Source organism: Thiocapsa sp. C2-2m, from assembly GCF_041903745.1.
Taxonomy (GTDB): domain Bacteria; phylum Pseudomonadota; class Gammaproteobacteria; order Chromatiales; family Chromatiaceae; genus Thiocapsa; species Thiocapsa roseilacustris.
In genome coordinates, this window is the sequence record NZ_JBBWVD010000033.1 from 1 (window position 1) to 26,183 (window position 26,183).

Genomic DNA, 26,183 nt, shown 5'->3' on the forward strand with positions numbered 1-26,183 from the left:
AGGCCCCAGGTGACCGGCACGAGAAAGAGGTGCAGAACCCGGTAGCTCAGGAACAAGAGTCCGATCAAGAACGCGGTGAGTGCGATCCGTCCGCCGAGTGCTCCGGTAAACCCTTTGTCGGACATGGCACGAGGACGCCCTCATTGCGCGAAGAAATGGTGATGGTCTCGAACGATACGCGATATCGAGCTGTGGAGCCGACGCCGTTCGCAGCGCAGTTGCGGTGTTCGCAAGCGGCGCCTGATCCGTAGAGCGAGTCGACACGTCATTCGGAGCGGCTGCTACAATCGCGCCTTCGCTCCGATGTCGATGGAGTTTAGGTTCAAGGGGCGGCGGTCGCGCCCGTCTTCATGAGCAGTGCTTCATTCACGAAGTGATTCGACATGGGTGTTTCCGGCATGGGTGTCTGGGAGCTTCTACTGGTGCTGGTTGTGGTGCTGCTCCTGTTCGGATCCAGGCGACTTCCAGGTATCGCGTCGGAACTGGACTCCGCCTCCGCTCGGCAGCCGTGAAGGAGGTATGGATGTCCTCGTTCCGGTGTGCTCGGCGCGGTCCGGCTGCTGTCGAAGCCCAAAAGGCCGCGAGACGCATGGAGTCGATCCTCGATCAGGTCATCGCCGAGATCTCGACCTACGAGCCGACCTCCGAGCTGTCCCGGCTCAACGCGAATCCCGGCACGGATTGGATTCCCATCTCGCCCGAGCTTCATGCCCTAATCGCGGAAGGCCAGCGGATCGCTGATCTGAGCAACGGTGTCTTCGATATCACGGTCGGACCCCTGGTCAACCGCTGGGGTTTCGGACCCGAGTCCCGACCGGACGAGCTTCCCACCCCCGAGCAGATTCAGGCCGCGCGCGAACGCGTCGGCTGGCGCAAGCTGGAGCTGCGCGCCTCCCCGCCGGCCCTGCGCAAGGCCCGGGGCGATGTCTACATCGATCTCTCCGCGCTCGGGGAGGGGTACGATGCGGACCGCGTCGCCGCGGCGTTGGATGCGCTGGGAGCGACCGATTATATGGTCGCGGTGGCCGGCACGATCCGCGCGAAGGGGCTTAACGCCAAGGGTCAACCCTGGGCCATCGCGATCGAGGAGCAGCTGCCTGATCAGCGCGCCGTGCACCGCGTGGTCCCGGTATCCGACCAGGCGATCTCGACCTCGGGCGACTATCGCAACTTTTTTGAGAAGGGCGGCAAACGCTTTTCGCACGAGATCGATCCCGCGACGGGTGCTCCGATCGAGCGCAATCTGGGATAGGCGACCGTCGTGGGTGACCGCGCGACCGTCGTGGAAGGACTTGCTACCGCCTTCATGGTTCTCGGCGAGCAGCGTGCGCCGGCGCTTGCGGCATCCATGGGGATTGCTGCCTATTTTATCGTTCGCGAGTGCGACGCGCTGCGGGGGGTCGCGAGCCCGGCTTTCGAGGACGATCTCGCCCGCTCCAGGTCGGAATAAGCCGCTGCCACCGGCCGCGGGGCCAGGCGAGTCGGGGCATTCATCGCCGAGCCCAGGTACGCGCCGGCCGGTCGGGGAAAGCAGTCCCAACTGGGCGGGGTATTCCGGACCTTGATGGAGGCGGCCCAATCGCATGAAAATCATGATCCTCGGTGCCGGCCAGGTCGGTAGCTCGGTCGCCGAAAGCCTGGTCTCGGAGGACAATGCAGATCGTTTTCCACGCCCCACTAATCGCCCGTGGCGCGTCGGATGTCGGCCACACCGGTGCCGATGTTGCCGATGAAAAAGCGCGTTTCGCTCGCTCACCGACGAGACCATCGTTTACGAGTACGCCGTGCTGGTGACCTCGTTGCCCCACGAGTCACCATCAGCCATCCCCACGCCGAGGCGGCGTGGGTGGAGGCGACCTGCCGCGACATCGCGGCCTTCTTCAAAACGCTGCGCCGCACTGCGGAGCAGTTCAGTCCCCTGCACTACTGGTACCGGATGCTCTCGCGTGCGCTGGAAAAGCACCTCACCGGCCGCCAATTGGATTTGCCGGCCATGCTGCCGGCCCCGGCGTAGCCGCCGAACCGCCCGCATGGCGAAGAAAGAAACTTCTCCGATTCGTTCGCCGTGGAATCGGCGGCGGTGTCCGTCTCCCCAGTAACGACATACGATCCGAACAACTGCCCCACCAGGGTGCCGAAGGTCTTGGTCGAAGCATCATCGCGGCGCGCTGCACGGATTTTCTCCAGCGCATGCACGGACCCCGAGAGGTCGTGGTGCGCGACGATGACCTTCATCAGGCGCTCGTACTGCTGCAGGCGCAGCAGGCAGCGACCCAGTGAACGTTGAACATCGCGCTGCTGTGCTTGCAGTTCCTGATCGTTCACGGCGGGCTGGAAAGCGGCAGCCCGGGCCTCTTGAGCGTCGCCATACCCCCCCCGCGGGCTCTCTCGGTTGGACCGGCATACGGGTGTCAGTCTCCCTCCAACGGGTTCTTCGCCCCGGACACCCGCTCCCGCAGCCGTGTCAGCCTCCTGCACGAATCGGTTCGTTCTAACGCCATTGCAAGCGCGCGCGGTTGGGCAATCACCACGACCAGGCGCTTGCCGCGGGTCACGGCGGTATAGAGCAGATTGCGTTGCAGCAAAGTGTAATGCTGGGGCGACATTCAGGGCACAGGCGCCGAGGCCGCCGCGATTCATCGGAGTGAGGACCTGGATGTCGCGAACCGGGTCGAGCCCGAAGCGTGCTGGGATACGCTCGATCACCACCTTGAGCAGCCGTTCGTGAATCGCCTCGGGGGTGTCCGTGTGGATCAGATGGAAATTGCTTTCCGGGCCATTCGCACGGGAGACCTCCGGCAGCTGCCAGGCGTTGATGCGGTGGCGTTCACGACGATGCGCGAGGCTGCGGCCTGGCGGAAAATCTCCGTCAGGCGCACCGTCGGAATGCTCCCGGCATCGATCAGATTGGCGAGGACAGCCCCGGACCGACCGAGAGAAGCTGATCGACATTCCCCACCAGGATGACTGCAGCGTCGCTCCGAATGGCGCGCAGGAGCTGGTTCATCAACACGATGTCGACCATCGACGTCTCGTCGACCACCACCAGATCAGCCACTAAGGGATTCTAATTCTGACTGCCGGCGCGAGAAAGGGGGCTTAATGGAGATAAAAAAAAGCCCGGCGGGGAGCCGGGCTGGAAACGTCTCATGATGAGAGAGACGAGGAGGACACTGGTATCGATCTTTTGAGTCTCGGGCTCCGCGAATCGTCGGCAGGTCCGAGACACCGATGTTCTGAGCTTTAAAATGTTCGTTCTCTAAACCGCGTCTCGCCAAGGTTGCTCTCTGCAGCGAACCTGATCTCGAACGCTCCAGATTTTAAGCACACCGGACGCGGTTTAGACGTGACGAGCGCGTCAGTGCATGAAGAGACCGCCGTTGACCGGCAGGTTGGCGCCGGTGATGTAGGCGCTCTCGTCGCCGGCTAGGAAGGCGATCGCAGCGGCGATCTCCGCAGGCTGCGCCATACGGCGCATCGGTACGCCCGAGATAATGCTGTTGCGCACCGTGTCGTCCATTGCGAGCGTCATGGCGGTCTCGACATAGCCGGGCGAGACGGTGTTCACCGTGACACCCTTGGACGCACCTTCCTGGGCCAGGGCCATGGTGAAGCCGTGCATGCCGGCCTTGGCGGCGGAGTAGTTGGCTTGACCGAACTGACCGCGCTGCCCGTTGACCGAGGAGATGTTGATGATCCGACCGAAGCCGCGATCCAGCATCCCTTCCCAGACGTTGCGCGTCACGTTGAAGACACTGTCCAGGTTGACCCGCATGACGGCATCCCACTGCGCATGTTCCATCTTCTTGAAGGTCTTGTCGCGGGTAATACCGGCACAGTTGATCAGGATGTCGACCGGGCCGTGCTTCTCGGTGATCTCTCTAATCATGCGCGCGCTGTCTTCGAAGGACGACACGTCGGCGGCAATGGTGTCGATGGCGAAACCTTCGGCCTCGCGATCCTTCTTCCAGGCATCCGCAGCAGCGGTCTCGGAAGGATGATGATTGGCGACGACCGTGCAGCCGTCCTGTGCCAGTCTGGTACAGATCGAGGTGCCGATACCGCCGATGCCGCCGGTCACGAGTGCGATGCGAGCCATGTCTTTTTCCTCCGGGATATTATTGGTGTGTAACGATGGTCAAGGTCCGGAGCGATCAACGCGCGATCCGCTCATGGGGGTTCAAGATCTTCCGATCACGAACCATTCGCAAGCCTCCAATGTAGGGGACTTGCGAATGGCGGCCCATCCTTGGGCTGCCGGGACCAGCCGACTGTCGGGTTAGACAGCCGGGACACTCTTACGCAGGTCGGCGGACACGTCGGACATGTTCTTCTCGAACCAGGCGCGATAGTCGTCACGCACGTCGCTGACGGCCTGCATGCTGGTCTTGCCTTCGGCCAAAACACGCTCGCTCAGCTCCTTGGTGGCCTCGACCTGGCCCTTGAAGAACTCGTTGTAGCCCTTGGACTCGGTCGCGAGCTTCATCATGCGCATGGCATGCTCCATATAGAGGCTCATGGCATCCATTTGGCGCGCGGACATCTTCTCGAAAATGCGGACGTTCAGCTCGCCGAGGCTGGTCATACGCTCGACGGTCTTGTTGGTCATCTCGTTGACGGTATGCAGGGTATCGTTGGCAGTCATGGTCGTCATGGTCGTTGCTCCGGTGGGTTGTGCAGTGCAGCAATTGTTGCAGCGCACAATAGCCGCGAGACAGCCGCCTGTCAACCCCCAAGTTGCCAATCAAAGTGGATTGATCCAAACCGCCCCGATCGCCCGAGAACCGCCCGAGACCCTCTCAGTCGGGCTGATCGCGTCCTTTGTCGGTGCTGTTGTCGGTCGAAGCGGGCTCCTTGCGACCGGTCTTGTCACGTGGCTTGCCGCCGAGATCGAATCCAGCCGCGCGCATCAGCTCCCCTTGGATCTCTGACCACAGCTCGACATTCTTCTGGGTCATCCGTGTCATCGCATCGAACGGGGTCTCGCCCAGAGACCGAACCAGCTCGTGATGCTGTTTGGAGAAGAGATCCAGCGAACCCTCGAGGTAGCGCGCGAACATGCCTTGGAGGGTACCGCCGTAGAAGCGGATGATTTGGGACAGCATGGTCGCGCTGAACAGCGGCTCTCCGCCGCTTTCTTCTTCGAGCATGATCTGCAGCAGGATGGAACGCGTGATGTCGTTGTCGTTCGCCGTGTCGACCACCCTGAAGGCGGTGCAGCTCATCACGAGATCGCGCACATCGGCGAGCGTGATGTAGCGACTGACTTCGGTGTCGTAAAGGCGCCGATTCGGGTACTTCTTGATGATGCGCTCGTCTTTCATGGGCATCTGGGCCTTATCGTCCTTCAGTCCGAAGAAGTGTACCCCAGTCGAGACGGGGTACGACCTGCGAGGCCCGACGATCCCTCGCCGGGGGACTCCCCGCCCGGGTTCGGATCAGACTCGCTCGACGGCCAAAGCCACACCTTGCCCGCCGCCGATGCAGAGTGTCGCGAGACCCTTCTTGGCATCGCGCTTCTGCATCTCGTAGAGCAGGGTCACCAGCACCCGAGCACCGGAGGCACCGATCGGGTGGCCGATCGAGATGGCACCGCCGTTGACGTTCACCTTGCTCAGATCCCAGCCCATTTCATGATTGACCGACATCGCCTGCGCGGCGAAGGCCTCGTTGGCCTCGATCAGATCGAGGTCCTTGGGCGTCCAACCGGCCTTCTCCAGACACTTCATCGACGCCGGGATCGGGCCGGTGCCCATGATGGCGGGATCAACCCCGGCGCTTGCAAAGGCGACCAGGCGGGCCATCGGCTTCAGACCGAGCTCCTTGGCCTTGGACTCTTTCATGACCACGACCATCGCAGCGCCGTCGTTGATCCCCGAGGCGTTGCCGGCGGTGACCGTGCCGGCCTGGTCGAAGGCTGGACGCAGCTTAGCGAGCGTCTCGGCCGTGGTGCCGGGGCGCGGAAACTCGTCCGTGGCGAAGACGACCGGGTCGCCCTTACGCTGTGGAATGCTGACCGGAATGATCTCGTCGACGAAGCGCCCGGATTTGATCGCCGCCTCGGCTTTCTGTTGCGATGTGGCCGCAAACTGGTCTTGGGCCTCGCGGGTGAAGGCGTACTTCGTAGCGATGTTCTCCGCGGTCACGCCCATGTGATATTGGTTGAAGGCATCCCAAAGACCATCGACGATCATGGTGTCCTTCATCGACCAATCGCCCATACGCTGTCCTTCGCGCGAGCGCGGCAGGACATGCGCGGACTGACTCATGCTCTCTTGGCCGCCCGCGATCACGATGTCGGCGTCGCCGCAGGCCACCGCCTGCATTGCTAGATGTACCGCCTTGAGCCCGCTGCCGCAGACCTTGTTGATGGTCATGGCCGGCACCGTATGCGGAAGACCCGCGTTCAGGGTCGTCTGACGCGCCGGATTCTGGCCCACGCCGGCGGTGAGAACCTGGCCGAGGATCACCTCGTCGACCTGATCCGCGGCAATCCCGGTGCGCTCCATCAGCGCCTTGAGCACGGCGGCGCCGATGTCGGTCGCGGGGAGAGAGGCGAGGCTGCCGCCGAAGGTGCCAACGGCGGTGCGGCCCGCGTCGACGATCACGATGTTGTCGCTCATGGTGTGAATGCCTTATTGCCTTATGGATTTTGGAGTAGACGCCTAGTCGGAGTTGGCGAGTCGTGACGCAAAGCTCCGGGTGCGGGATCTAAAATGCCCCGCTCGCGCCGATTGATCAACTCCGATCTTACGCCGCTTTGTTGCAGTGCACAAATCGACGTGCTAACGTGTGTTGCAAAGTGACCCAAAGGAGGGCAAAACGATGAGTAGTGAAACCTTTTTCAACGACAGCTGGATGGATCTGCAACGCAAGTACTGGGACAGCTGGACCGAGATGAGCCGCAAAGCGATGGGCACGCAGGGCGGGATGGGCGAGCTCACCAACCCGTGGGAAGGTGCGCTCGACAATTGGTGGAAAGCGCTCGCGCCGGCCGCACCCGATGCATCCAAGGCGTTTATGGAAAAAATGATGGAGCAGGGCAAGGTCTTCTTCCGTTTCGGCGAGGCATTTGCCTCCGGGAAGCCTGGCGACACCGCCTCCCCGGCCGACGGCATGGCGTTCTGGACGAGAGCGATGGAGGACATCCAGAAGCGCTTCAGCGGCACGGTGGACGACGGCGACAACGTGATGCAACGCATGATGTCCTTCTGGGAGATGCCGCTCGACAACTGGCAGCGCATGATGTCATCGATGTCGCCGATGCCCGGCGATGCCTTGCGCTACATGCCGCACGATCAGGTCAAGGACGGTTTCAACCGCGCGCTGTCCGCGCCCGGGCTAGGCTATACCCGCGAGGAGCAGGGCCAGTACCAGGAGTTGATCCGCGCCTCCATGGGGTACCAGAAGGCGCTGCAGGAATACAACGGCTTCTATGCCCAGCTCGGCGTCAAATCCGTCCAGCGGATGGGTCGCTACGTCCAAGATGTCATCGACAGCGGCAAGAGCATCGATTCGGCCCGCGCCCTTTACGATCACTGGGTCATGTCCTGCGAGGCCGTTTATGCCGAAGAGGTCGCGACCCCGGAATACGCCCAGATCCACGGCCACCTGGTCAACGCCCAGATGGCCTTGAAGAAGCGCATGGCGGTATTGGTCGACGAGAACCTCGGCGCCATGAATATGCCGAGCCGCAACGAGCTGCGTACCCTGCAGGATCGTCTGCAGGAGACCCGGCGCGAGAACAAGAAGCTCGGCCAGAGCCTTCACGCGCTCGAGCGTCAGGTTGCAGCCATCGCCGGCACCCCGCTCGAGGCTCCCGCAACGGCCATCAAGTCGGTTGCGCCCGCCAAGGCGCCGGTGCGCAAAAAGACCGCGACCAAGACCGGCAGCACCGACTAGCACGGTCCGTCACCAGACAAGTCACGCGCCCTGCGGCCCCCGACGAACCGGGTGCCGCAGACGCGTATCCAAAGAATCCGCGAGGAACCGAACTGTGATGATGCCGATCGATATCCGGCCCGACAAGCTCACCCAAGAAATGCTGGACTATTCCCGCAAGCTCGGCCAAGGCATGGAAAACCTGCTCAACGCCGAGAAGATCGACACCGGCGTGAGTCCGAAGGAGCCGGTCTACGCCGAAGACAAGCTGGTGCTCTACCGCTACGACACGCCCGAAGGCGTGACCCCCGATCCGGTCCCGCTGCTGATTGTCTACGCCTTGGTGAATCGGCCCTACATGACCGACATCCAGGAAGACCGTTCGACCATCAAGGGTCTCTTGGCGACCGGGCAGGACGTCTACCTGATCGATTGGGGTTATCCTGATCAGGCCGACCGCGCCATCACGCTCGACGACTACATCAACGGCTACATCGACCGCTGCGTGGACCATATCCGCGAGGCGCACGGGGTCGAGAAGATCAACCTCCTCGGCATCTGCCAGGGCGGTGCCTTCAGCCTGATGTACACCTCGATGCATCAGGACAAAGTCAACAGCCTGGTGACCATGGTCACCCCGGTCGACTTCAAGACCCCGGGCAACCTCCTGTCCGCCTGGGTGCAGAACGTCGACATCGACCTCGCGGTCGACACCATGGGCAACATCCCGGGCGAGTTGTTGAACTGGACCTTCCTGTCGCTCAAGCCATTCAGCCTGACCGGTCAGAAGTACGTCAATATGGTCGATGTGCTCGACGACCCGGACAAGGTGAAGAACTTCCTGCGCATGGAGAAGTGGATCTTCGACAGCCCGGATCAGGCCGGCGAGACCTTCCGCCAGTTCATCAAGGACTTCTATCAGCGCAACGGTTTCATCAACGGCGGCGTCATGCTGGCGGGCCGGGAAGTGGATCTAAAGAACGTGACCTGCCCGGTACTCAACATCTATGCCTTGCAGGATCACTTGGTGCCGCCGGATGCGTCCAGGGCGCTGAAGGGTTTGACCGGCAGTACCGACTACACCGAGCTTGCCTTCCCCGGCGGCCACATTGGCATCTATGTCAGCGGTAAGGCGCAGAAAGAGGTCACCCCCGCCATCGGGAAGTGGCTGAACGCGCACTCCGCGTAACGCGACATGCGGAGGTCGCAGGAGTCCCATCGGACGCTTCTTCGACCTCCGCACGGACTGCCGCGGCTACGCGGCAGTCGACGCCACATCCGGACTCGCGGGGAAATCGATCTCCGCCTCCCGCCCGACCCCGCGGGACTGTCCCCGTCGCCTTCACCCGTGGCATGATCCTTTGCGAGAGCCACGGGGATCATTCCGATACCCCGACCTTACAGGGTTGTCGGGCATGCACTGCGAAATCACAGAGACCGCACACGGGATTGACGCGCCGCAGACCGGCCATGTCGGCGCCAGCGGCGAGGCCCGGCGATGAGCGGGCAGGATCGGGACACGACTGATCTCGACCACGCCGTGCGCGCACACGACGAGGCCGTCGCGGCGATGGGGCTCGCGATCTGGGTCGGCACCGAGCCGACCTTCACCGATCGTTTCTCGGAGGCGCCCGAGTGGCTCAGTACCGCCCTGGGCAAGGACAAGGAGACACGCGCCGAGCAGCTCCTGTGTGCGTTGCAGAGCCGCATGGGCGGCGTGGTTTTGCGCACCCGGGGCCGGCAGTATCCCGGCGAGGACCGGCCGCGCTGGAGCCTCGGGCTCTACGCCCGGCGCGACGGCACGCCGGTCTGGCACGGGCCACCCGACCCCGCACTCGGGACGACATCCGGCGGCGACTGCGATCTCAGCGTTCTGGAACGCGAGCTCTGTGCCAGCCTGCGGGGGCTCGGCTGTGGTGTGCGATCGATCGCCGGAGACGAAGGCTGTCTCCGTGTGGTCGCCTTGTTTCCGGACGACGACGGCGGCGCGCCTGTCGAGGACGACCGTTCCGGCCTGTCCGAGCCAATGCTCGTAGACCCGGCGCTCGCGGAACCGTGGCCCGACGACCTGAGGGCCGCGCACGGACTACCCTGTTTTGTTCTCGACCGCGTCACCTGGCAAGGTGCGAAGGTGCCCCGGATCGAGCTGCCCGACTGCGAGTCGGTCGAGCAGTTTGGGCGTTGTCTCGCCGCGATCGGCACGGCGGCCACGAACGCCGGTCTGCCCGCACTCATGCTGACCGGCCACCCGCCACCCGTCGATGCGAGCGTCTCCTGGACCACGATCACGCCGGATCCGGCGGTAATCGAGATCAACATGGCGCCCTATCCCGACGTGAACAGGTTGCTCGCCGCCACGCGCACACTCTATGCCGCCACCACCGAGCTTGGGCTCGCCCCCTACCGTCTCTACTACAACGGCTCGGTCGCGGACTCGGGCGGGGGCGGACAGATCACCTTCGGCGGACCCAGTCCGCAGGAGAGTCCCTTTTTCGTCGCGCCGCGCGTCTTGCCGCGCCTGGTGCGTTATCTGAACCGACATCCCGCACTCTCCTATCTCTTCGCCCACGACCATATCGGCGGCTCCGGGCAAGCGGTGCGGGCCGACGAGCGCGGGCGCGATGCCTTCCGCGAGCTGGGTCTCGCACTCGCATTGCTGGAGCGGGGGCCGCCCCCCGACGCCGAGACGCTGTGGTCTGGACTGTCGCAACTGCTGACCGATGCCATCGGGAACAGCCACCGCGCCGAGCTCAACATCGAGAAGCTCTGGAACCCCTATGTGCCCGCACGCGGAAAACTGGGGTTGGTCGAGCTGCGTGCGCTGCGCATGCAGCACACGCCCGAGCGTGCCGCGGCGCTCGCCGCCCTACTGCGCGCCATTATTGCGATGCTCGCCGTTCGTAACTTCGAGGCCCCGCTGTGCGATCACGGCGATGACCTGCACGACCGCTACGCCCTGCCCTACTACCTCGAACGCGACCTCGAGGAGGTGCTTGCCGATCTGAGCACGGCGGGTCTCGGCCTCGGGGCGCCATTGGCCGAGCTGCTGAGGCGCAGCAGCCTGCGGCTGATCGCCCGAGTGCGGCATCGCGACTGCGAGCTGACAATCCGTCGCGCGGTGGAATTCTGGCCCTTGATCGGCGATGTCGGTCGCCAGGATCAGGAAACCTCTCGGCTCGTGGATGCGAGCACGACACGCGTGGAGATCCGCCTGCGCGCCGTCGAGGGGACGGCCGCCGAAGACTTCGCCGACTGGCAGATGGCGGTCGGCGACGTGCGACTCCCCTGGCGCTTGGAGCAGGACGCGCAAGGTCCGGCGAAGGTCTTCGGCCTGCGCTATCGCAGCTTCGTGCCCTGGCAGGGTCTACACCCCGCACTGCCGGCCCAAGGCCCGCTGTCCCTGACGCTTTGGCATCCCGCGTACACCGATGCCCTTCACGCAACCCTGCACGATTGGCGACCGAGCGGAGGCGGCTATGAGGGTCTGCCCGCCGACCTCGACGACGCCGCAGCGCGACGGGCCGAGCGCTGCGTGGTCGAGTCTGCATCCCCGCCCGCACCGGAGACACTTCACACGCCGCCGCCCGAGTCAATCACTCCCTATGCGCTGGATCTGCGCTGGCTCGGGCTTGGAAACCGCGCACGCGAGCCGGCGTGGCGCAATCGGACATGACCCTCGCCGCAAACGTCCATCGCTGCGCCGATACGCTCGCCGCGCTCGAAGCCGCCATCGGCTGCGCCCTCGTGGGCCAACCGCGAGTCGTGCGCGAGTCCGTGGTCGCCCTGGCCGCGGCCGGTCACGTGCTGCTCGAAGGCGTGCCCGGTGTCGGCAAGACGCTTCTGGTGCGCGCGCTCGCGGCCGCCGTCGGCGGGCGCTTCTCGCGGATCCAGTTCACGCCCGACCTGATGCCGAGCGATGTCACCGGCCATGCGGTCTTCGACATGAAGAGCGAGGCGTTTCGGATCCGGCGCGGCCCGATCTTCTGCAACCTGCTGCTCGGAGACGAGATCAACCGGGCTCCCGCGAAGACGCAAGCCGCGCTGCTCGAGGCCATGCAGGAGCAACAGGTGACGATCGAGGGCACCCCGCTGGCACTGAGCCCGCCCTTCCTGGTGTTTGCGACCCAGAACCCGATCGAGCACGAGGGGACTTATCCGCTGCCCAAGGCGCAGCTCGATCGCTTCCTGCTCAAGGTCATCGTCGATCACCCGGAGGCGGACGAAGAGCTGGCCATGGTGCGCCAGGTGACGCACGATCGGGTCGGCGACCGGCTCGACGTCTCGGGCGTGCGCGAGGTCCTGAACGTAACCGATCTGCTGGATCTGCAGCAGGTGACCGCGCGGCTGCGGATCGACGACGGCGTCCTCGCTTATGCCGTGCGCTTGGTCCGCTCGGCGCGTGACTGGCCCGGTGTGGAGACCGGACCCGGCCCCCGTGCCGGGATCGCCCTGGTGCGCGCCGCGCGCGGACATGCGCTCGCCGCCGGCCGAGATTACGTCACGCCCGACGACGTCAAGGCAATGGCCCCCGCCGTGCTGCGCCACCGGCTCGCACTCGGCGCGGATCTCGAGATGGAGGGTCTCGGCCCGGAGGATGTTCTGCATGATCTCCTCGCCGGCGTGCCTGCCCCACGCACCTAAGCCGCGTCGGACCAGATCCGCATGCAGGCCGAGCAGCCCGCTCTCGCTCCACACGCACTCGGATCGCGGCAGAAGCGGCTCGCCCTGCGACCACGCACCCCGTTGGTTTCGGCACTCGGCGGCTGGACCGCAGTGGGCCTAGCCGCCGTCTGGCTTCCGGAGGCCGGCCTCGCCTGGCAAGGTCTCGGCATCCTGCTCGGGGTGCTCGCCGCAGCCGACCTGCTCGCGCTCCTCGGCCTGCCTTCGCCCGAGCTGCGCCGCGACGTGCAGGGCATCCTGTCGCTCGGTACCCCGGGCCGGGTCCGACTCACACTGACCAACCCCTCGGCCCGACACCTTCGGCTGCGTCTCCATGACCTGCATCCGAGCGCGTTCGCCGCGCAGGGCCTGCCGCGCGAGATCGCGCTCGGCGCCGGCACAAGCGCAAGGATCGACTATCGCCTGACCCCGTCGCAGCGCGGCAGTTTCGCCATCCCCGGCTGTGAGATCGCCTTGCGCTCGCCGCTTGGGTTCTGGATCGACATGCGCGCGCTGACCTTGTCGACGCGCTTGCGCGTCTACCCGAATCTTGCCCGAATCGGTCGCGCCGTCCTGCCTGCGATGCAGGATCGGCGCGCCGCTGCCGGGGAGCGACGCCGACCGAGACGGGGCGAAGGCGCGGAGTTTCATCAACTGCGCGACTATCATCAGGGCGACGGCCTACGACGGATCGACTGGAAGGCGACGGCGCGGATGCGTAAGCTTATCGCCCGAGAGTACGAGGACGAGCGCGACCGACATCTCGTCTTTCTGCTCGACACGGGCCGGCGGATGCGCCATCGCGACACCGAGCACTCGCACCTCGACGAGGCATTGAGTGCACTGCTCGCCGTCGCCTTCGTCGCCCTCGCGCACGGGGATGCCGTAGGCCTGATGACCTATGGCGGGCCGCGGCGCTGGTGTGCACCGCGCAAAGAGCCGCAAACCATGTCCCGGCTGCTCGAACGGGTCTACGACCTCGAGCCGAGCCTGGATGCCTCCGATCCGTTGCAGGCCGCACGCGAGCTGCTGCACAGGATGCCGAGGCGAGCCCTGGTGGTGATGATCACCAACAGTCGGGACGAGGACCAGTCCGGTGTGGAGCGGGCGGCGCGCCTGCTGCGACGGCGTCACCTGCTGATGATCGCGGACCTGCGCGAGTCGGCGCTCGACCGGAGTCTGGAGACCGAGATCAGGGACCTGCAGGGCGCGCTGCGTTTCCACGCCGTGCACGGCTGGCTCGCCACACGGCGACGGCATCGGGAGCGTTTGCGCCATCTGGGCGTCGAGATCCTCGACCTTCTGCCGGCGCAGCTGGCGGGCGCTTTGGTGGACCGGTATCTCGCGATCAAGCGAGCCGGGAGGCTTTGATCTAAACCGCGTCCCGAGCGAGATGCTCATTTTCGAGTGAGGGCGACGTCTGGTGCATCAACGATCCTTAGCGGGGACGCGGTTTAAAATGAGAGATTTTTTAATATCTTAAATCGCGCAGACTCCAGCGCTCTTAAAGTCTGCCGGGGCCGATCCCATCCAGGAACGTCTCATGTCCCGCTAGGCGCGGTTTAAGTGCGAACATCCGCACACCTACCCATCCATCTCAGGAGCCAAAGAATGCGTTATCTGCTCGGCGCCCTTGCGCTCGCCGCGTCCATCCCCGTTCAGGCGGCCATCCCGGCAACGCCGGTCATGACCCTCTACAAGTTCAACGGTCCGATGGAGGTGCCCTACTACAACGCAGACAGCTTCGCGCGCTCGGGTGCGAGCTCCCCCGCCGGAACCCTGACGCAAGGCACCTCCGTGATCCCCTGCCTGATGATCCGAGACGGCAAGCCCTTGACCGACGGCTCCGGGACGCCGTTCGTGGGATTCGAGGTCGTCGTCGATCCGAGGAAGGCCAGCCGCAGCGATACCGAGCGTTTCAAGAGCACCATTGCGGCGCGCAAGTCGATGAAGGTTCAAAACCATCACTGCCCCGCGAGCGTGAAGAATGTCATCAACGTGCGCGAGCTCTATGCGCTCGAGAAGGCACCCTTCTTCGATCCGCCGTCGAGCGGCCGTGCCGGCAGCCCAGGCGGTGCGACCGAGCTGGACCGCATCGTGCGCAGCTTCCACGCATCGAACCAATGCGAGAGCGCCAATCGCACCCTGACCGGCCGCCGCGCCGCACTCGACCGTGCCTGGGGCGACTTCATCCGCAGCAACGGGCGGCTCGGGTCGGACGCCACGCTGGCGCGTGCGAAGCATCTCGACTACGTCATGCGAACGGCCATCTACGAGGGCCATCTCGAGCGCGGCTGCAACGCCTACGGGGCCTGCGAGCGCAACATCATCGTGCTCTCGATCCGCAACCGCGCGGTCGGCCAGTGTCTGAGCCGTCAGGGATGCAAGTTTCCGGGCGACTTCCAGGGCGTCTCCTCCTCGGTATCTCAGTACAATATCTGGGACGAATACCTGACCCAGATCTCCGGACTCACCGCCTGCTACCTGCGACCGGACCTCGCGGACAATGACCGCTATGCCAAGCTCCAGGCCATGTACACTCAGTCGGTCGGGGATGCCGAGCGGATCCTCTTCGGCAGCGAGCGTGATCTACAGGCGATCTTTCCGGACAATCGGCTGGCCGATCTGACCTCGATGCGCCATTACTATCACGCGCCCGCCATGGGCAAGTGCTTCCCCACGCACGACCGCGTGGAGTACATGACGGGGGCGGTCGCGCGCAACGGGGACGATTTCGCCCTGATCGCCAACACGCGGATCAAGGTCGGACCCGCGAGCGGGGACGGCTATCGGTTCGAGGAGTTCCGCTTCGACGAGACCCCGGAACGCGATGTCGTGCGCACCGAGAACAACTATCCGGGCTTCGTCGTCGACGGGCGCAAGGTCTCGCTGCGCGCGCCCAAGTCCTGTCCGCCCTACGGGATTCCGAGCGGCTGCCGATCGGGCAATGTGGGACGCTACCGCACGACCCCGAGCTGGCTCTCCTCGGGAAAACCGGTGGAGATCACCTGCAGCATCCAGGACCGGGGCGAGTCCTGCCGCACCGCCGCCACGACCCGAACGGCCAGCGTCGGCGGCGTCTGCGACAAGGAGATGCGTCCGGTCGCGGGCGTGAATTGATGCGAGGCAGCACCCGATGAGCGCACTTCCCGCCACCTACCTCAAGATTGTCGGCCCGCTGATCGACACGGCCAGGGAGATCCTCGAGCGCGGCGAGAGCCTGAGCCCCTTCGCGTTCGTCGGAAACCTCTCGACGGGAGAGACCTTTCCGGTCCTGCTGAGCACGGCCACGGACGAGGAAAAGGACGCGGCGGCCGCCGTGATTCGCCGCCTCGCCGAGCTGCATGAGGCGGACTTCATCTTTATGATCATGGAGGCTTGGTCCTTGCCGCCGAGCAAGGTCGGTCAATTCCAGGAGATCATCGAGGAATACGGATCGATCGGCGCCTCGCCCTATCGGCTCGACGTCGCCTCCTTCGCACTCGAGACCCGTCACGGGCTCTGGGTCACGCAGATCCCGATCGAGCCGAAGGGCGCCTCGAAGACACAGCGCACCTTCGGCCGACCCGAGTTCCAACACTTCACCGAGGCCAAGGGGCGATTCGTCGATCTCTTGCCCTTGAAGGAGGACGAGCGGGAGACTCCCCGAACGCTGCATTAAACCGCGTCCCCGCTAAGGGTTGTGGATGCACCAAACGTCGAGCTCACTCGAAAATGAGCATCTCGCTCTGGACGCGGTTTAAACCGCACGCGGCGTCGCCGTTATCCCGAACGACGCGGCGAGCAACCGAACCAAGTCGGCCTCGATCTCGGGCATCGACACGCTCGGGACCAGGTCCGACAGCCGCGTCACGGCGAGGCCGGGATAGCCGCAAGGGTTGATCCGACCGAAGGGGGCGAGATCCAAGCTCACGTTCAGGGCGAGTCCGTGATAGCTGCAGCCGTTGCGGATGCGTAGACCGAGGGAGGCGATCTTGGCGCCCGCGACATAGACACCGGGCGCATCCGTGCGGCGCTCGGCCGCCACGTCCAGGGTTGCGAGCAGGTCGATCACGGCCTGCTCCAGGAGACCGACCAACCGCTTGACGCCAAGGCCGGCCCGACGCAGATCCAGCAGGACATAGACGACCAACTGTCCGGGACCGTGAAAGGTGACCTGCCCCCCGCGGTCCACCTTGATGACCGGGATGGGGCCGGGATCCAGCAGATGCTCCTCGCGGCCGGCTTGGCCGAGCGTGAACACGGGCGGATGCTCGAGCAGCCAGAGCTCGTCCGGGGTGTCTGGGCCGCGCAGATCGGTGAATCCGCGCATCGCCTCCAAGGTCGGAAGATAGTCCCGATAGCCCGGCAGGCGACGCACCAGGAGCGGACCCGAGCCATCGCTGTCCGCGCTTAGGCCGCATCCAGAGTGAAGTGCGCCATTTTCATGTTGTGTCGGGCTCAAGGATTTTTCCGACCTTTTTGGCGGCGCGGTTCTAAATCTAATATTTTTTAATACTTGAAACCGCGACAGCTCCGACAGTCGTCGGAGCTGGCGCGGCCAAGCCAGTCCAATACACGACGCATACCGCACCGGGCGCGGTTTAAATCACCCAGACGATCGACTCGTGTGCCGTCAGGTCGCAATAGATGGAGTCGAGCTGCGCGCGGCTTTCCGCCTGGATGGTCAGGGTCACCGAGATCCACTTGCCGCCGCTGCTCAGACGGGCGCTCACGTCCGCTGCCTCGGGTCGCGGTGCATGCCGGCTCACGATCTCGATCACCAGGGCCTCGAAGTGCGCATCCGCGAGCCCCATCGCCTTGATCGGAAAACGGCAGGGAAAGACGAAGACGGGTTCGGACGCGTTGGGGTCAGACCTGCCGGGATCGGGCATTGCCGGTCTCGGAGCCGGCACCCGGGAAGGATTCGGTCTCGACGGGGGCTTGGGTTCGGCCATCTCGCACCTGTGTTCGGGCCTGATCCGATCAGAACAATCTAAGGACGCTGTCCTTGGCCATCTGCCAGAGACCGCCTTTGCCGACATCTTCGAGTGCGACCAAAGGCACCCGATTGAGCTCCTCCTCGCCGAGCAAGACGACGATCTCGCCGACCTGCGCACCGCGCGCGATCGGGGCGGTCAGGCCATCCTCCGCCTTTTCCAGACGCGCTGCGAGCTCCGAATAACGCCCGCGCTGGAAGGTCGCGAAGACATCCGCCCCCGGGCCGACGGGAAGCATTTCCTTGTCGCCCATCCAAACGCGCAAGGTCTCGACCGCTTGGTCGGCCGGATACAGGCGATGGCTCTCGTAGAAACGAAAACCGTAATTCATCAGGGCAAGACTAGCTTCGGCCCGCGCATTAGGCGTAGGCGACCCCATCACCACGGAGACGAGCCGCATGTCCTCGCGTTTGGACGAGGACACCAGGCAGTAACCGGCGGCCTGGGTATAGCCGGTCTTCACGCCGTCCGCGGTCTCGTCGCGACGCAGCATGGGATTGCGGTTTTGCTGGGTAATCCCGTTGAAGGTGAACTCGCGCGTGCTGTACCAGGCATAGAACTCGGGAAATTCGCGGATGATCGCCGTGGCGACCCTGGCGATGTCGCGCGCGGTGATGTAGAGCTCGGGATCGGGCAATCCGTGCGGGTTGGTGAAGTTGCTTGCGGTCATCCCGAGCCGCTGCGCATGGGCGTTCATAAGATCCGCAAAGGCCTCGACGCTGCCCCCGACATGCTCGGCCAGCGCGACGCTCGCATCGTTGCCCGACTGCACGATCATGCCCATCAGCAGGTCTTGGATCGACACCTGCTTGCCCACCTCGATGAACATCTTGGAGCCGCCGGTGCGCCAGGCCCGCTCGCTGACATAAGCATTGTCGGTCAAGGCGACCTTGCCCGCCGCGATCTCCCGGAACACCACGTAGCCCGTCATGATCTTGGTGAGGCTCGCCGGCTCCAGACGCTCGTCCGCGTTCATCTCGGCGAGGATCTGCCCGCTGTTGAAATCGAGCAGCAGATAGCCCTCTGCGGCGACCTGAGGCGGGTCGGCGACGGGTTGCCGGGTTTGCGCCGCCGCAAGCGGCAGCGCAAAAACACAGATCATCAACAACAGCTTGGAAACTAACTTCATGTGGGATATCCGGAGGTCGGGAAGAATGGCGCTTGACCGGACGCATTCTAACCGCCGCCCGCCGCATTTGGCATCCGCATCGGGCGAACCCGAGCCACACAGGTGTCAGATCGACCAAGGCTACGATCTAACGCAGCTGCCCCGACGCCTCGTAGCCTTCGCGGATCGCTTCGCTGAGCTGGTAGACCGCCATCGCGTAGAGGTTGCTGCGGTTATATCGGGTGATGGTGTAGAAGTTGTCCAACCCGACCCAGTATTCGTCCTCGCCCGCGTCGAGCCGGATCAGGCTCGCGGGGACCTCGGCCGGCACAGGCTCGCCCCACTCGACCCCCGCCGACCGTAGGTCGCCCGCGGTCGTATCGGGCGGGGCGGGTGTCTTCTCGAGCACACTGATCCCGGCCGGGACGCCGGAGGGCAGCGTCGCAGCAAAGACGACGGGCTCGCCGGAGCGCCAACCGTGCTGTTTGAAATAGTTGGCGACGCTCCCGATGATGTCCGCGTTGTTGCCCCACAGGTCACGCCGACCGTCCCCGTCGTAGTCGACCGCAAATTTACGATAGCTCGACGAGATAAATTGGGGCTTGCCCATCGCCCCTGCATAGGAGCCGACGGCCCGCAACGGATCCAGCTGCTCGTCGCGGCTCAGCAGGAGAAACGCCTCCAGCTCACGACGGAAGAAGTCGGCCCGCCGCGGATAGGCGAACCCGAGCGTGGTCAGCGCATCGATCACCCGATGCTTGCCCACATTGACCCCGTAGTTGGTTTCGACCCCGATGATGGCGGCGATCATCTGCGGAGCGACGCCGTAGTCGGCCTCGGCACGCGTGAGCAGATCGGCATTGTCGCGACGGAAGGCCACGCCACCGGCGATCCGCTCGGGCGTGACGAACAGCGCCCGATAGTCGCGCCAGGGCTTGGCCTCGTACGGGCGATCCATGGCATCGACGATGGCCTGACGGTAGCGGGCATCCGCCAGCACGCCTTGCAGCTCGGCGGAATCGAATCCGTGCCGCTCGACCATCTCGCGCGCGAACACATCGGCCTCGGTTGCATAAACGGCAGGCTCGGCGTTCAGGTGCGACGCGACGAGTGCCGCACATCCGGTAAAGAGAAATCGGTGGGCAACGGTCATGGGGCGTACCTCGTTGGATGTTCCGGAGCTCGGATGCGGGACGCAAGACGATTGCGCCGCGGCTTCGGTAATCGACGCCTCGAAAAGGGTGTGCCGCGGCCGATACTCCTCGCATCTTCGCACGCATCATCCCAGAGGTGCAGTGCAGAGATTCCGAAACCGTCCGAGATCATTTTCGTTGTCGTTGTCGTTGTCGTATCGATGGTCGATGACGACAACGACAACGAACGGTCTCGACACATCTGCCGTGCTGCACTAGGACGCTCCGCGCGAGCGGATCCGATGGGTATGGATCCCCATGATAATACCGAATCCGGCCATCAGGGTTACCATCGAGGTCCCGCCGTAGCTGATCAGGGGCAGGGGAACCCCGACGACCGGAAGCAAACCGGTGACCATGCCGGTGTTGACGAAGACATAGACGAAGAACACCAGGGTCAGAGCGCCGGCCAACAGACGCCCGAAGCGATCCTGCGCCCGCGCGGCGATGACCAGACCGCGCAGGATGATGAAGAGATAAAGGGCGAGCAGGGCCAGGATCCCGGTAAACCCGAACTCCTCGCCGATCACCGCGAAGATGAAGTCGGTATTGCGCTCGGGCAGGAACTCCAGGTGCGACTGGGTGCCGTTCAGCCAGCCCTTGCCGTCGATCCCGCCCGAGCCGATCGCGATCTTGGACTGGATGATGTGATAGCCCGACCCGAGGGGGTCGGACTCCGGATTCAGGAAGGTCAGCACGCGATCACGCTGATAATCATGCAGACCGATCCAGACGAGCGGGGTCACAGCCGCAACGACGGCTGCAAGCGAAAGGATCATGCCCCAACCCATGCCGGCCACGAAGAGCACCATCACGCCCGCGCTGGCGACCAACAGCGATGTTCCCAGATCCGGTTGCATAGCGATCAGCACGACCGGGATCAGGGTCGCCAGGGCGGCGAGCACCACCCATATGGGCTTAGGCGGCAAGGCGCGCGCACTGAGCATCCAGGCGAGCATCATAGGCACCGAGAGCTTCAGGATCTCCGAGGGCTGAAAACGAACGACACCGAGATCCAACCAGCGCTGCGCCCCCTTGCCGACATCCCCGACCAGGAGCACCGCAATCAGCATCGCCACGCCGACCCCGTACAGCAGCGGGGACCAGCTGCGTAACCGCGCCGGGGAGACCTGCGCAACCGCGATCATCAGGCCGAATGCCACGCCGAGCCGAACCAACTGTCGCTCGACCACGGCCGGATCCTGGTCGCTCGCACTGAAGAGCACCATCAGACCGAAACCACACAGGGCCAGCAGGGCCGCCAGCAACGGGGCGTCCAGGTGGGTCCGTTGCCAAAAGCCCGGAGACCCCTGGTCCAGGGCATCGTCCGAAAAATAACTGCTCGATCTAGTTGCCACGCTCGTCTCCTGCATCGTTCGGTACGCTCGCGCCACCGAGGTAGGCATCCATGATGCGACGCGCCACGGGTGCCGCCGTGGCGCCGCCCCCGCCGCCGTTCTCGACGATGACCGCAAGCGCGATGCGCGGATCCTCGACCGGCGCGAAGGCGACGAACAAGGCGTGGTCATGCAGGTGCTTGGGGAGCGTCGCGGCGTTGTAGCGCTGATTCTGGCCGAGGCTGAAAACCTGCGATGTCCCGGTCTTGCCGGCAATGCGGTAGTCCGTGCTGCGGATGCGGCGGGCGGTGCCGGATTCGACGACCTTCGCCATCGCGTCGATGATCAGCTCCCATTGATGTTCCTCGGCGAGAGCGATGGTGTGCGAGACCATCGGCAACTGCTCCGCAGCAGATGCACCGGGAGTCTGTGCCGCACGCGCGACCTGCGGGCGAATCACCTTGCCGTGATTGGCGATCGCCGCCGTGGCGACGGCCAGTTGCAGCGGTGTCGCCAGGAAGGAGCCCTGCCCGATGCCCACGATCAGGGTCTCGCCCGGATACCAGGATTGCTTGCGAACCCGTTGTTTCCATTCGCGCGACGGCATAAGTCCGCCCAGCTCGCCGGCAACATCGATCCCGGTCAAGGCGCCGAAGCCGAAGTCCGAGAGAAAGCCCGAGAGTCGATCGATCCCCATGCGGTGTGCGAGATCGTAGAAGTAAACGTCGCAGGACTGAACCAGTGCCTGCTCGAGGCTCAAGGCCCCGTGACCGCCGCGGCGCCAGCAGCGAAACCGATGGGAGTGTCCGGGCAGACTGAATGCGCCAGAACAATAGGTCGCGCGCCGCGAGGTCGTCACACCCGAGGCAAGGCCGGCGAGGGCGACGAACTGTTTGATGGTCGAGCCCGGCGGATACTGTCCGCGCACCGCTCGGTTGTAGAGCGGCTTGTCGGGCGAGCTGAGCAGGGCCTGATAGTCGCCTTGACTGATCCCTTCCACGAAGAGATTGGGATCGAAGCTTGGGTTGCTCACGAGGGCCAGGACCCCGCCGTTGCGCGGATCGATGGCAACCACGGCCCCGCGCTCCTCGCCGAGCGCTTCTTTCGCCACCTGCTGCAGGCCGATGTCCAAGTAGAGATGCAGATCCTTTCCGGAGACCGGCGGTCGGCTCTCGAGGGTCCGGATCACCCGACCGCGGGCGTTGACCTCCACCTGCTGATAGCCGACCTGACCGTGCAGCAGCGCCTCGTGGGCCTTCTCCAAACCGCCCTTGCCGATGAACTGGCTCCCCGCATAGTTGCTCTTGTCGATGCGGGCGAGCTCCTGCTCGTTGATCCGCCCGACATAGCCGAGCACATGAGCCGTGTGCTCGCCGAGCGGATAGGTGCGCACCAACTCGGCGCGGATATCCACGCCGGGGAAGCGGTGCCCGTCGACCGCGAATCGCGCGACCTCGATCTGGGTGAGATTGAGCCTGATCGGCACGCCCTGGAATCGCGTGCGCTGTCGGTTCTGACGCTCGAAGCGGCTGCGATCCTGCGGCTCGATCCTGATCAATCGGGATAGCCCCTCGATCGTGGCATCCAGGTCGCCGACCTTCTCGATGGTGATCTCCAAGGAGAAGGACGGATGGTTGTCGGCGATCAGCACGCCCTTGGCGTCGTAGATGAGTCCGCGTGCCGGCGGCAAGGGCTGGACCTTGACCCGATTGTCGCGGGACAGCACCGTGAAATGGTCGTGTTGATCGACCTGCAGATGCACCAGACGCACCACGACGAGCGAGAAGGCGGCGATGGCGAGCAGCCCGGCGATCAGCGCTCGGATCGAGACCAGGCGGGCCTCGCGTTTGCGGTCCTCGAGATTCGCTTCGAGCATTAAACCGCGCTCGGAGTGACGGTCGAGGTCGGGAGGTGAACCGTGCCTTTGCGGGTCCCCTCGGCCTTCGAGTCGGCGCGGTTTAAGTATAAGGAATTCAAAATTCTACACCGCGCCAACCTGCGTCCGGCGTTACATGCTTCATTGTCATTTTGTGTCGGGCTCAAGGATTTTTCCGACCTTTGTGGAGACGCGGTTTAAATTTTAACCCTTTTAATCCTTTAAACCGCGCCAGCCCCGACAGTTGTCGGAGCTGGCGCGACCAAGCCAATCCAACAAACGACGCATACCGCACCTGGCGCGGTTTACACCAAACCGGCGCGGCGACCGAGATCGCTCAGGATGACGAAGAGCCAAGGCCACAGCAGCAGACCCAACAGGGTCGATACCCAGTAGACCAAGGAGGGTATCGGCTGGCCGGTGGCCGCCAGGACCCACAGGTTGAGCAGCCGCTCGACCAACAACAGGATCCACACGAAGAGCGACTGTTGCCACAAGGGGAAGAGTCGGATCCGTTGATGGAGTACGACCGCGACATAGGCGACGAGCGAGAGACCCAAGGCATGCTGTCCGAACAGGGATCCCGAGGCGACGTCCAAGGCCAAACCCGTAGCGAAGGCCGAAAAGACCCCGAAGCGTTCGGGTACGGCCAGGCACCAGTAGAGCGTCACGAGCGCGATCCAGGGTGGCCTGTAGGCATCGATCCCGGCAGGCATGGGCAGGATCGCAAGGAACAGTGCGACCAGGAGACTGGCGACGATCAACCAGCCGCCGCGCGGCGTGGCGTCGGTCATCGCGCAGCGCCTTCACTGGTGTCGGCGCCCGGTCCTGCATCGGTGAGGGCCTGCTGGCGCATCTGCGGATCGAGGGTCCAGACCAACAGGACCTCGCGGCTGCGATCGAGCCGGGCGGTCGGCTCGGCCAGCACGGTGGTAAAGGGGTTGTCCGGATCCTGGCGCACCGTCGTGACCCGCGCGACCGGGTAGCCCGGCGGAAAGCGCTCGCCCATCCCGGATGTCACCAGCAGATCGCCCTCGCGGATATCGGCATTCTTGGGGATGTAGAGCAGCTCCAGCTCCTGCCCCACGCCTGACCCGGCGGCGATACTGCGCAGCCCGTTGCGATTGACCTCCACCGGGAGCGAATGATCCGAGTCGGTGATGAGCAGCACGATGGACGAGAAGGGGTTGGCTCGGATCACTTGCCCCATCACGGCATTGGCATCCAACACCGGCTGCCCCACGAAGACGCCCGAGCTCGTCCCCTTGTTCACCATCACCTGCTGACGTGAGGGCGTGAGATCGACCGCAAGGATCTCCGCGATCAGCACCCGCTCGCCGATGTTGAACGACGAGCCGAGCAAGTCGCGCAGTCGCATGTTCTCGGCCTCGAGAGACTCGAATTGCTGCAAGCGAGCCTTCAGCAGCAGGTTTTGGCGATTCAGTGCAGCATTCATGTTCCGCAGTTGTGTCGCGTCCGTGAGCTGCTCCTGCACGGAGCGGATGAGTGCCGAGGGGACGTGCACGGCCAAATGCAGCGGATAGGCCATTACGGACAAGAACGAGCGCACACGGTCGAGATGGCCGAACCGATGATCGGCGATGATGAGGCCCAGCGCACATACCACCGCCAGGATCACCCGGAGGGTCGGCGACGGCCCGCGAAGGAAGAGCGGTTTGATGGGATCACTCGGTCGTGAAGAGATCGATCCCCCGTGCATCGAGCATTTCCAGCGCCTTACCGCCGCCGCGCGCGACACAGGTCAAAGGGTCTTCGGCCAGGACCACCGGCAGCCCCGTCTCCTCTTCGATCAACCGGTCGAAATCGCGCAGCAGCGAGCCGCCGCCGGTCAGCACGATGCCGCGCTCGGCCACGTCCGATCCGAGCTCGGGCGGGGTCTGCTCCAAGGCCATCTTCACCGAGCCGACGATCGCCGCCAGCGGCTCCTGCAGGGCTTCGAGGATCTCGTTGCTGTTGAGCGTGAAGCTGCGCGGGATGCCCTCGGCGAGGTTGCGCCCGCGCACCTCGATCTCCAGCACCTCGTTGCCCGGAAAGGCCGAGCCGATGCCGTGCTTGATCCGCTCGGCCGTGGCCTCGCCGATGAGGGTGCCGTAGTTGCGCCGGACGTAATTGATGATGGCGTCGTCGAAGGTGTCGCCGCCGACCCGGATCGATGCCGAATAGACGATACCGTTGAGCGAGATGATCGCCACCTCGGAGGTGCCGCCGCCGATGTCGATCACCATACAGCCGCGCGGCTCGTGGACCGCGAGCCCGGCACCGATCGCCGCCGACATGGGCTCCTCGATCAAAAAGACCTCGCGCGCCCCGGCGCCGGCCGCCGACTCCTTGATGGCGCGACGCTCCACCTGGGTCGAGCCGCAGGGTACGCAGATCAGCACGCGCGGGCTGGGGCGAATCAAGCGCGACTCGTGAACTTTATGAATAAAGTACTGGAGCATCTTCTCGGTAATCGTGAAATCGGCGATCACACCGTCCTTGAGCGGGCGAATCGCCGTAATGCTCTGCGGAGTGCGCCCGAGCATCATCTTGGCTTCCTCGCCGACGGCGACCACCGTTTTGCCCCCGCCTTTGCGCTCATGGCGGATCGCGACCACCGACGGCTCGTTGAGGACGATCCCCTGATCACGCACAAAGATGAGCGTGTTGGCGGTACCCAAATCGATCGAGAGATCGTTCGAGAAGATTCCACGAAGACTTCTGAAGAACATCAGGTGCGTACCTTGCGGGAGATAGAGGAGATCGCCGGCTCTCCCGCGGGCATCCTGGACAAGGATCCGTCGGGAAATCCATCGGAAAACGGCGAGCTAATCTAACAACGCAAGGGAGGATCGGCAAGGCGAGTGTTCACGCCGTGCATCCCGGCGACACGCTGCTAGCGCAGCACGGCAGATGTGTCGAGACCGTTTCTTGTCGTTGTCGTATCGATGGTCGATTACGACAACGACAACGACAACGACAACGAATATGATCTAGACCGCGTCCAGAGCGAGATGCTCACTTTCGAGTGAGCTCGACGTTTGGTGCATCCACGATCCTTAGCGGGGACGCGGTTTGAATTTTAAGATTTTTAGTATCTTAAACCGCGCCGGCTCCGACAGTTGTCTGAGCCGGTGCGGTCAAACCAAT

The 26,183-nt window shown here is 64.2% G+C and carries 24 protein-coding genes and 1 pseudogene; 10 read left to right on the forward strand and 15 right to left on the reverse strand.

Features of this window, described 5'->3' with window-relative positions; all coding sequences use genetic code 11:
• Nucleotides 1-383 precede the first annotated feature (383 nt).
• The 3 genes from AADX97_RS21845 to AADX97_RS21855 are packed head-to-tail and all read left to right on the forward strand — an operon-like array spanning nucleotide 384 to nucleotide 1,450.
• Nucleotides 384-512: a twin-arginine translocase TatA/TatE family subunit gene (locus AADX97_RS21845; RefSeq protein ID WP_374238729.1), complete on the forward strand. Its 129-nt coding sequence runs from the start codon at nucleotides 384-386 to the stop codon at nucleotides 510-512.
• An 11-nt stretch (nucleotides 513-523) separates the two neighbouring features.
• A complete protein-coding gene (locus AADX97_RS21850) occupies nucleotides 524-1,252 on the forward strand; it encodes an FAD:protein FMN transferase (protein ID WP_374235379.1) in 729 nt (242 codons plus the stop codon).
• Between the two features lie 9 nt (nucleotides 1,253-1,261).
• On the forward strand, nucleotides 1,262-1,450 hold the full coding sequence (locus tag AADX97_RS21855) for a hypothetical protein (protein WP_374235380.1): 189 nt from the start codon (nucleotides 1,262-1,264) through the stop codon (nucleotides 1,448-1,450).
• Between the two features lie 473 nt (nucleotides 1,451-1,923).
• Here the strand turns inward: AADX97_RS21855 and AADX97_RS21860 are convergent, their stop codons facing one another.
• The 6 genes and pseudogenes from AADX97_RS21860 to AADX97_RS21885 all read right to left on the reverse strand — a co-directional run bounded on the left by AADX97_RS21860 (nucleotide 1,924) and on the right by AADX97_RS21885 (nucleotide 6,623).
• Nucleotides 1,924-2,325 (reverse strand): hypothetical protein, encoded by a 402-nt coding sequence (locus AADX97_RS21860; RefSeq protein ID WP_374235381.1) that lies wholly within the window; start codon nucleotides 2,323-2,325, stop codon nucleotides 1,924-1,926.
• 86 nt (nucleotides 2,326-2,411) lie between these two features.
• Nucleotides 2,412-3,067 (reverse strand): annotated as a pseudogene (locus tag AADX97_RS21865) (ATP-dependent RecD-like DNA helicase); the annotation flags it as partial.
• A 291-nt stretch (nucleotides 3,068-3,358) separates the two neighbouring features.
• On the reverse strand, nucleotides 3,359-4,099 hold the full coding sequence (gene phbB / locus AADX97_RS21870; RefSeq protein ID WP_374235382.1) for an acetoacetyl-CoA reductase: 741 nt from the start codon (nucleotides 4,097-4,099) through the stop codon (nucleotides 3,359-3,361).
• Between the two features lie 180 nt (nucleotides 4,100-4,279).
• On the reverse strand, nucleotides 4,280-4,645 hold the full coding sequence (locus tag AADX97_RS21875) for a phasin family protein (RefSeq protein WP_374235465.1): 366 nt from the start codon (nucleotides 4,643-4,645) through the stop codon (nucleotides 4,280-4,282).
• Between the two features lie 154 nt (nucleotides 4,646-4,799).
• Entirely contained in the window at nucleotides 4,800-5,324 is a 525-nt protein-coding gene (phaR, locus tag AADX97_RS21880) for a polyhydroxyalkanoate synthesis repressor PhaR (RefSeq protein ID WP_374235466.1), read from the reverse strand.
• Between the two features lie 114 nt (nucleotides 5,325-5,438).
• Nucleotides 5,439-6,623 (reverse strand): acetyl-CoA C-acetyltransferase, encoded by a 1,185-nt coding sequence (locus tag AADX97_RS21885; RefSeq protein WP_374235383.1) that lies wholly within the window; start codon nucleotides 6,621-6,623, stop codon nucleotides 5,439-5,441.
• Between the two features lie 202 nt (nucleotides 6,624-6,825).
• Here AADX97_RS21885 and phaE point away from each other — a divergent pair, with 202 nt between their 5' ends.
• From phaE to AADX97_RS21920, 7 genes are all read left to right on the forward strand, one after another.
• A complete protein-coding gene (phaE, locus tag AADX97_RS21890) occupies nucleotides 6,826-7,902 on the forward strand; it encodes a class III poly(R)-hydroxyalkanoic acid synthase subunit PhaE (RefSeq protein ID WP_374235384.1) in 1,077 nt (358 codons plus the stop codon).
• 97 nt (nucleotides 7,903-7,999) lie between these two features.
• Nucleotides 8,000-9,070, forward strand: a complete 1,071-nt coding sequence (locus AADX97_RS21895) for a class III poly(R)-hydroxyalkanoic acid synthase subunit PhaC (protein ID WP_374235385.1) — start codon at nucleotides 8,000-8,002, stop codon at nucleotides 9,068-9,070.
• Between the two features lie 309 nt (nucleotides 9,071-9,379).
• Nucleotides 9,380-11,554: a transglutaminase family protein gene (locus AADX97_RS21900; protein ID WP_374235386.1), complete on the forward strand. Its 2,175-nt coding sequence runs from the start codon at nucleotides 9,380-9,382 to the stop codon at nucleotides 11,552-11,554.
• The gene (locus AADX97_RS21905) at nucleotides 11,551-12,522 is read left to right on the forward strand and encodes an AAA family ATPase (RefSeq protein ID WP_374235387.1); all 972 of its coding nucleotides are present in this window, start codon (nucleotides 11,551-11,553) and stop codon (nucleotides 12,520-12,522) included. The genes AADX97_RS21900 and AADX97_RS21905 overlap by 4 nt, the downstream gene beginning before the upstream one ends.
• Nucleotides 12,523-12,543: 21 nt before the next feature.
• Nucleotides 12,544-13,911, forward strand: a complete 1,368-nt coding sequence (locus tag AADX97_RS21910; RefSeq protein WP_374235388.1) for a DUF58 domain-containing protein — start codon at nucleotides 12,544-12,546, stop codon at nucleotides 13,909-13,911.
• 240 nt (nucleotides 13,912-14,151) lie between these two features.
• Entirely contained in the window at nucleotides 14,152-15,660 is a 1,509-nt protein-coding gene (locus AADX97_RS21915; protein ID WP_374235389.1) for a hypothetical protein, read from the forward strand.
• A 16-nt stretch (nucleotides 15,661-15,676) separates the two neighbouring features.
• Nucleotides 15,677-16,201 (forward strand): hypothetical protein, encoded by a 525-nt coding sequence (locus tag AADX97_RS21920; RefSeq protein ID WP_374235390.1) that lies wholly within the window; start codon nucleotides 15,677-15,679, stop codon nucleotides 16,199-16,201.
• Between the two features lie 78 nt (nucleotides 16,202-16,279).
• On the opposite strand, the gene lipB is transcribed toward AADX97_RS21920, so the two are convergent.
• The 9 genes from lipB to AADX97_RS21965 all read right to left on the reverse strand — a co-directional run bounded on the left by lipB (nucleotide 16,280) and on the right by AADX97_RS21965 (nucleotide 25,765).
• Nucleotides 16,280-16,903, reverse strand: a complete 624-nt coding sequence (gene lipB / locus AADX97_RS21925; RefSeq protein WP_374235467.1) for a lipoyl(octanoyl) transferase LipB — start codon at nucleotides 16,901-16,903, stop codon at nucleotides 16,280-16,282.
• A gap of 220 nt (nucleotides 16,904-17,123) precedes the next feature.
• Nucleotides 17,124-17,414 (reverse strand): YbeD family protein, encoded by a 291-nt coding sequence (locus AADX97_RS21930; protein WP_374235392.1) that lies wholly within the window; start codon nucleotides 17,412-17,414, stop codon nucleotides 17,124-17,126.
• A 91-nt stretch (nucleotides 17,415-17,505) separates the two neighbouring features.
• The gene (locus tag AADX97_RS21935; protein WP_374235393.1) at nucleotides 17,506-18,648 is read right to left on the reverse strand and encodes a D-alanyl-D-alanine carboxypeptidase family protein; all 1,143 of its coding nucleotides are present in this window, start codon (nucleotides 18,646-18,648) and stop codon (nucleotides 17,506-17,508) included.
• 127 nt (nucleotides 18,649-18,775) lie between these two features.
• Nucleotides 18,776-19,780 (reverse strand): lytic murein transglycosylase B, encoded by a 1,005-nt coding sequence (mltB, locus tag AADX97_RS21940; protein ID WP_374235394.1) that lies wholly within the window; start codon nucleotides 19,778-19,780, stop codon nucleotides 18,776-18,778.
• Nucleotides 19,781-20,035: 255 nt separating this feature from the next.
• The gene (gene rodA / locus AADX97_RS21945; RefSeq protein WP_374235395.1) at nucleotides 20,036-21,178 is read right to left on the reverse strand and encodes a rod shape-determining protein RodA; all 1,143 of its coding nucleotides are present in this window, start codon (nucleotides 21,176-21,178) and stop codon (nucleotides 20,036-20,038) included.
• Entirely contained in the window at nucleotides 21,168-23,033 is a 1,866-nt protein-coding gene (mrdA, locus tag AADX97_RS21950; RefSeq protein WP_374235396.1) for a penicillin-binding protein 2, read from the reverse strand. The genes rodA and mrdA overlap by 11 nt, the downstream gene beginning before the upstream one ends.
• Before the next feature lie 305 nt (nucleotides 23,034-23,338).
• Nucleotides 23,339-23,827: a rod shape-determining protein MreD gene (mreD, locus tag AADX97_RS21955; RefSeq protein ID WP_374235397.1), complete on the reverse strand. Its 489-nt coding sequence runs from the start codon at nucleotides 23,825-23,827 to the stop codon at nucleotides 23,339-23,341.
• Nucleotides 23,824-24,753, reverse strand: coding sequence for a rod shape-determining protein MreC (mreC, locus tag AADX97_RS21960; protein WP_374235398.1), 930 nt, complete (start codon nucleotides 24,751-24,753; stop codon nucleotides 23,824-23,826). Before mreC ends, mreD begins: the two co-directional genes overlap by 4 nt.
• Nucleotides 24,719-25,765, reverse strand: a complete 1,047-nt coding sequence (locus AADX97_RS21965; RefSeq protein WP_374235399.1) for a rod shape-determining protein — start codon at nucleotides 25,763-25,765, stop codon at nucleotides 24,719-24,721. Before AADX97_RS21965 ends, mreC begins: the two co-directional genes overlap by 35 nt.
• Nucleotides 25,766-26,183: the final 418 nt, after the last annotated feature.

What these genes read in the sequence shown, in the direction of transcription:
- AADX97_RS21845 (WP_374238729.1), top strand. Translation starts at nt 384, where the DNA reads ATGGGTGTTTCCGGCATGGGTGTCTGGGAGCTTCTACTGGTGCTGGTT.
- AADX97_RS21850 (WP_374235379.1), top strand. Translation starts at nt 524, where the DNA reads ATGTCCTCGTTCCGGTGTGCTCGGCGCGGTCCGGCTGCTGTCGAAGCC.
- phbB (WP_374235382.1), bottom strand. Translation starts at nt 4,099, where the DNA reads ATGGCTCGCATCGCACTCGTGACCGGCGGCATCGGCGGTATCGGCACC.
- AADX97_RS21875 (WP_374235465.1), bottom strand. Translation starts at nt 4,645, where the DNA reads ATGACTGCCAACGATACCCTGCATACCGTCAACGAGATGACCAACAAG.
- phaR (WP_374235466.1), bottom strand. Translation starts at nt 5,324, where the DNA reads ATGAAAGACGAGCGCATCATCAAGAAGTACCCGAATCGGCGCCTTTAC.
- AADX97_RS21885 (WP_374235383.1), bottom strand. Translation starts at nt 6,623, where the DNA reads ATGAGCGACAACATCGTGATCGTCGACGCGGGCCGCACCGCCGTTGGC.
- phaE (WP_374235384.1), top strand. Translation starts at nt 6,826, where the DNA reads ATGAGTAGTGAAACCTTTTTCAACGACAGCTGGATGGATCTGCAACGC.
- AADX97_RS21895 (WP_374235385.1), top strand. Translation starts at nt 8,000, where the DNA reads ATGATGCCGATCGATATCCGGCCCGACAAGCTCACCCAAGAAATGCTG.
- AADX97_RS21900 (WP_374235386.1), top strand. Translation starts at nt 9,380, where the DNA reads ATGAGCGGGCAGGATCGGGACACGACTGATCTCGACCACGCCGTGCGC.
- AADX97_RS21905 (WP_374235387.1), top strand. Translation starts at nt 11,551, where the DNA reads ATGACCCTCGCCGCAAACGTCCATCGCTGCGCCGATACGCTCGCCGCG.
- AADX97_RS21910 (WP_374235388.1), top strand. Translation starts at nt 12,544, where the DNA reads ATGCAGGCCGAGCAGCCCGCTCTCGCTCCACACGCACTCGGATCGCGG.
- AADX97_RS21915 (WP_374235389.1), top strand. Translation starts at nt 14,152, where the DNA reads ATGCGTTATCTGCTCGGCGCCCTTGCGCTCGCCGCGTCCATCCCCGTT.
- AADX97_RS21920 (WP_374235390.1), top strand. Translation starts at nt 15,677, where the DNA reads ATGAGCGCACTTCCCGCCACCTACCTCAAGATTGTCGGCCCGCTGATC.
- AADX97_RS21930 (WP_374235392.1), bottom strand. Translation starts at nt 17,414, where the DNA reads ATGCCCGATCCCGGCAGGTCTGACCCCAACGCGTCCGAACCCGTCTTC.
- AADX97_RS21935 (WP_374235393.1), bottom strand. Translation starts at nt 18,648, where the DNA reads ATGAAGTTAGTTTCCAAGCTGTTGTTGATGATCTGTGTTTTTGCGCTG.
- mltB (WP_374235394.1), bottom strand. Translation starts at nt 19,780, where the DNA reads ATGACCGTTGCCCACCGATTTCTCTTTACCGGATGTGCGGCACTCGTC.
- mrdA (WP_374235396.1), bottom strand. Translation starts at nt 23,033, where the DNA reads ATGCTCGAAGCGAATCTCGAGGACCGCAAACGCGAGGCCCGCCTGGTC.
- mreD (WP_374235397.1), bottom strand. Translation starts at nt 23,827, where the DNA reads ATGACCGACGCCACGCCGCGCGGCGGCTGGTTGATCGTCGCCAGTCTC.
- mreC (WP_374235398.1), bottom strand. Translation starts at nt 24,753, where the DNA reads ATGCACGGGGGATCGATCTCTTCACGACCGAGTGATCCCATCAAACCG.
- AADX97_RS21965 (WP_374235399.1), bottom strand. Translation starts at nt 25,765, where the DNA reads ATGTTCTTCAGAAGTCTTCGTGGAATCTTCTCGAACGATCTCTCGATC.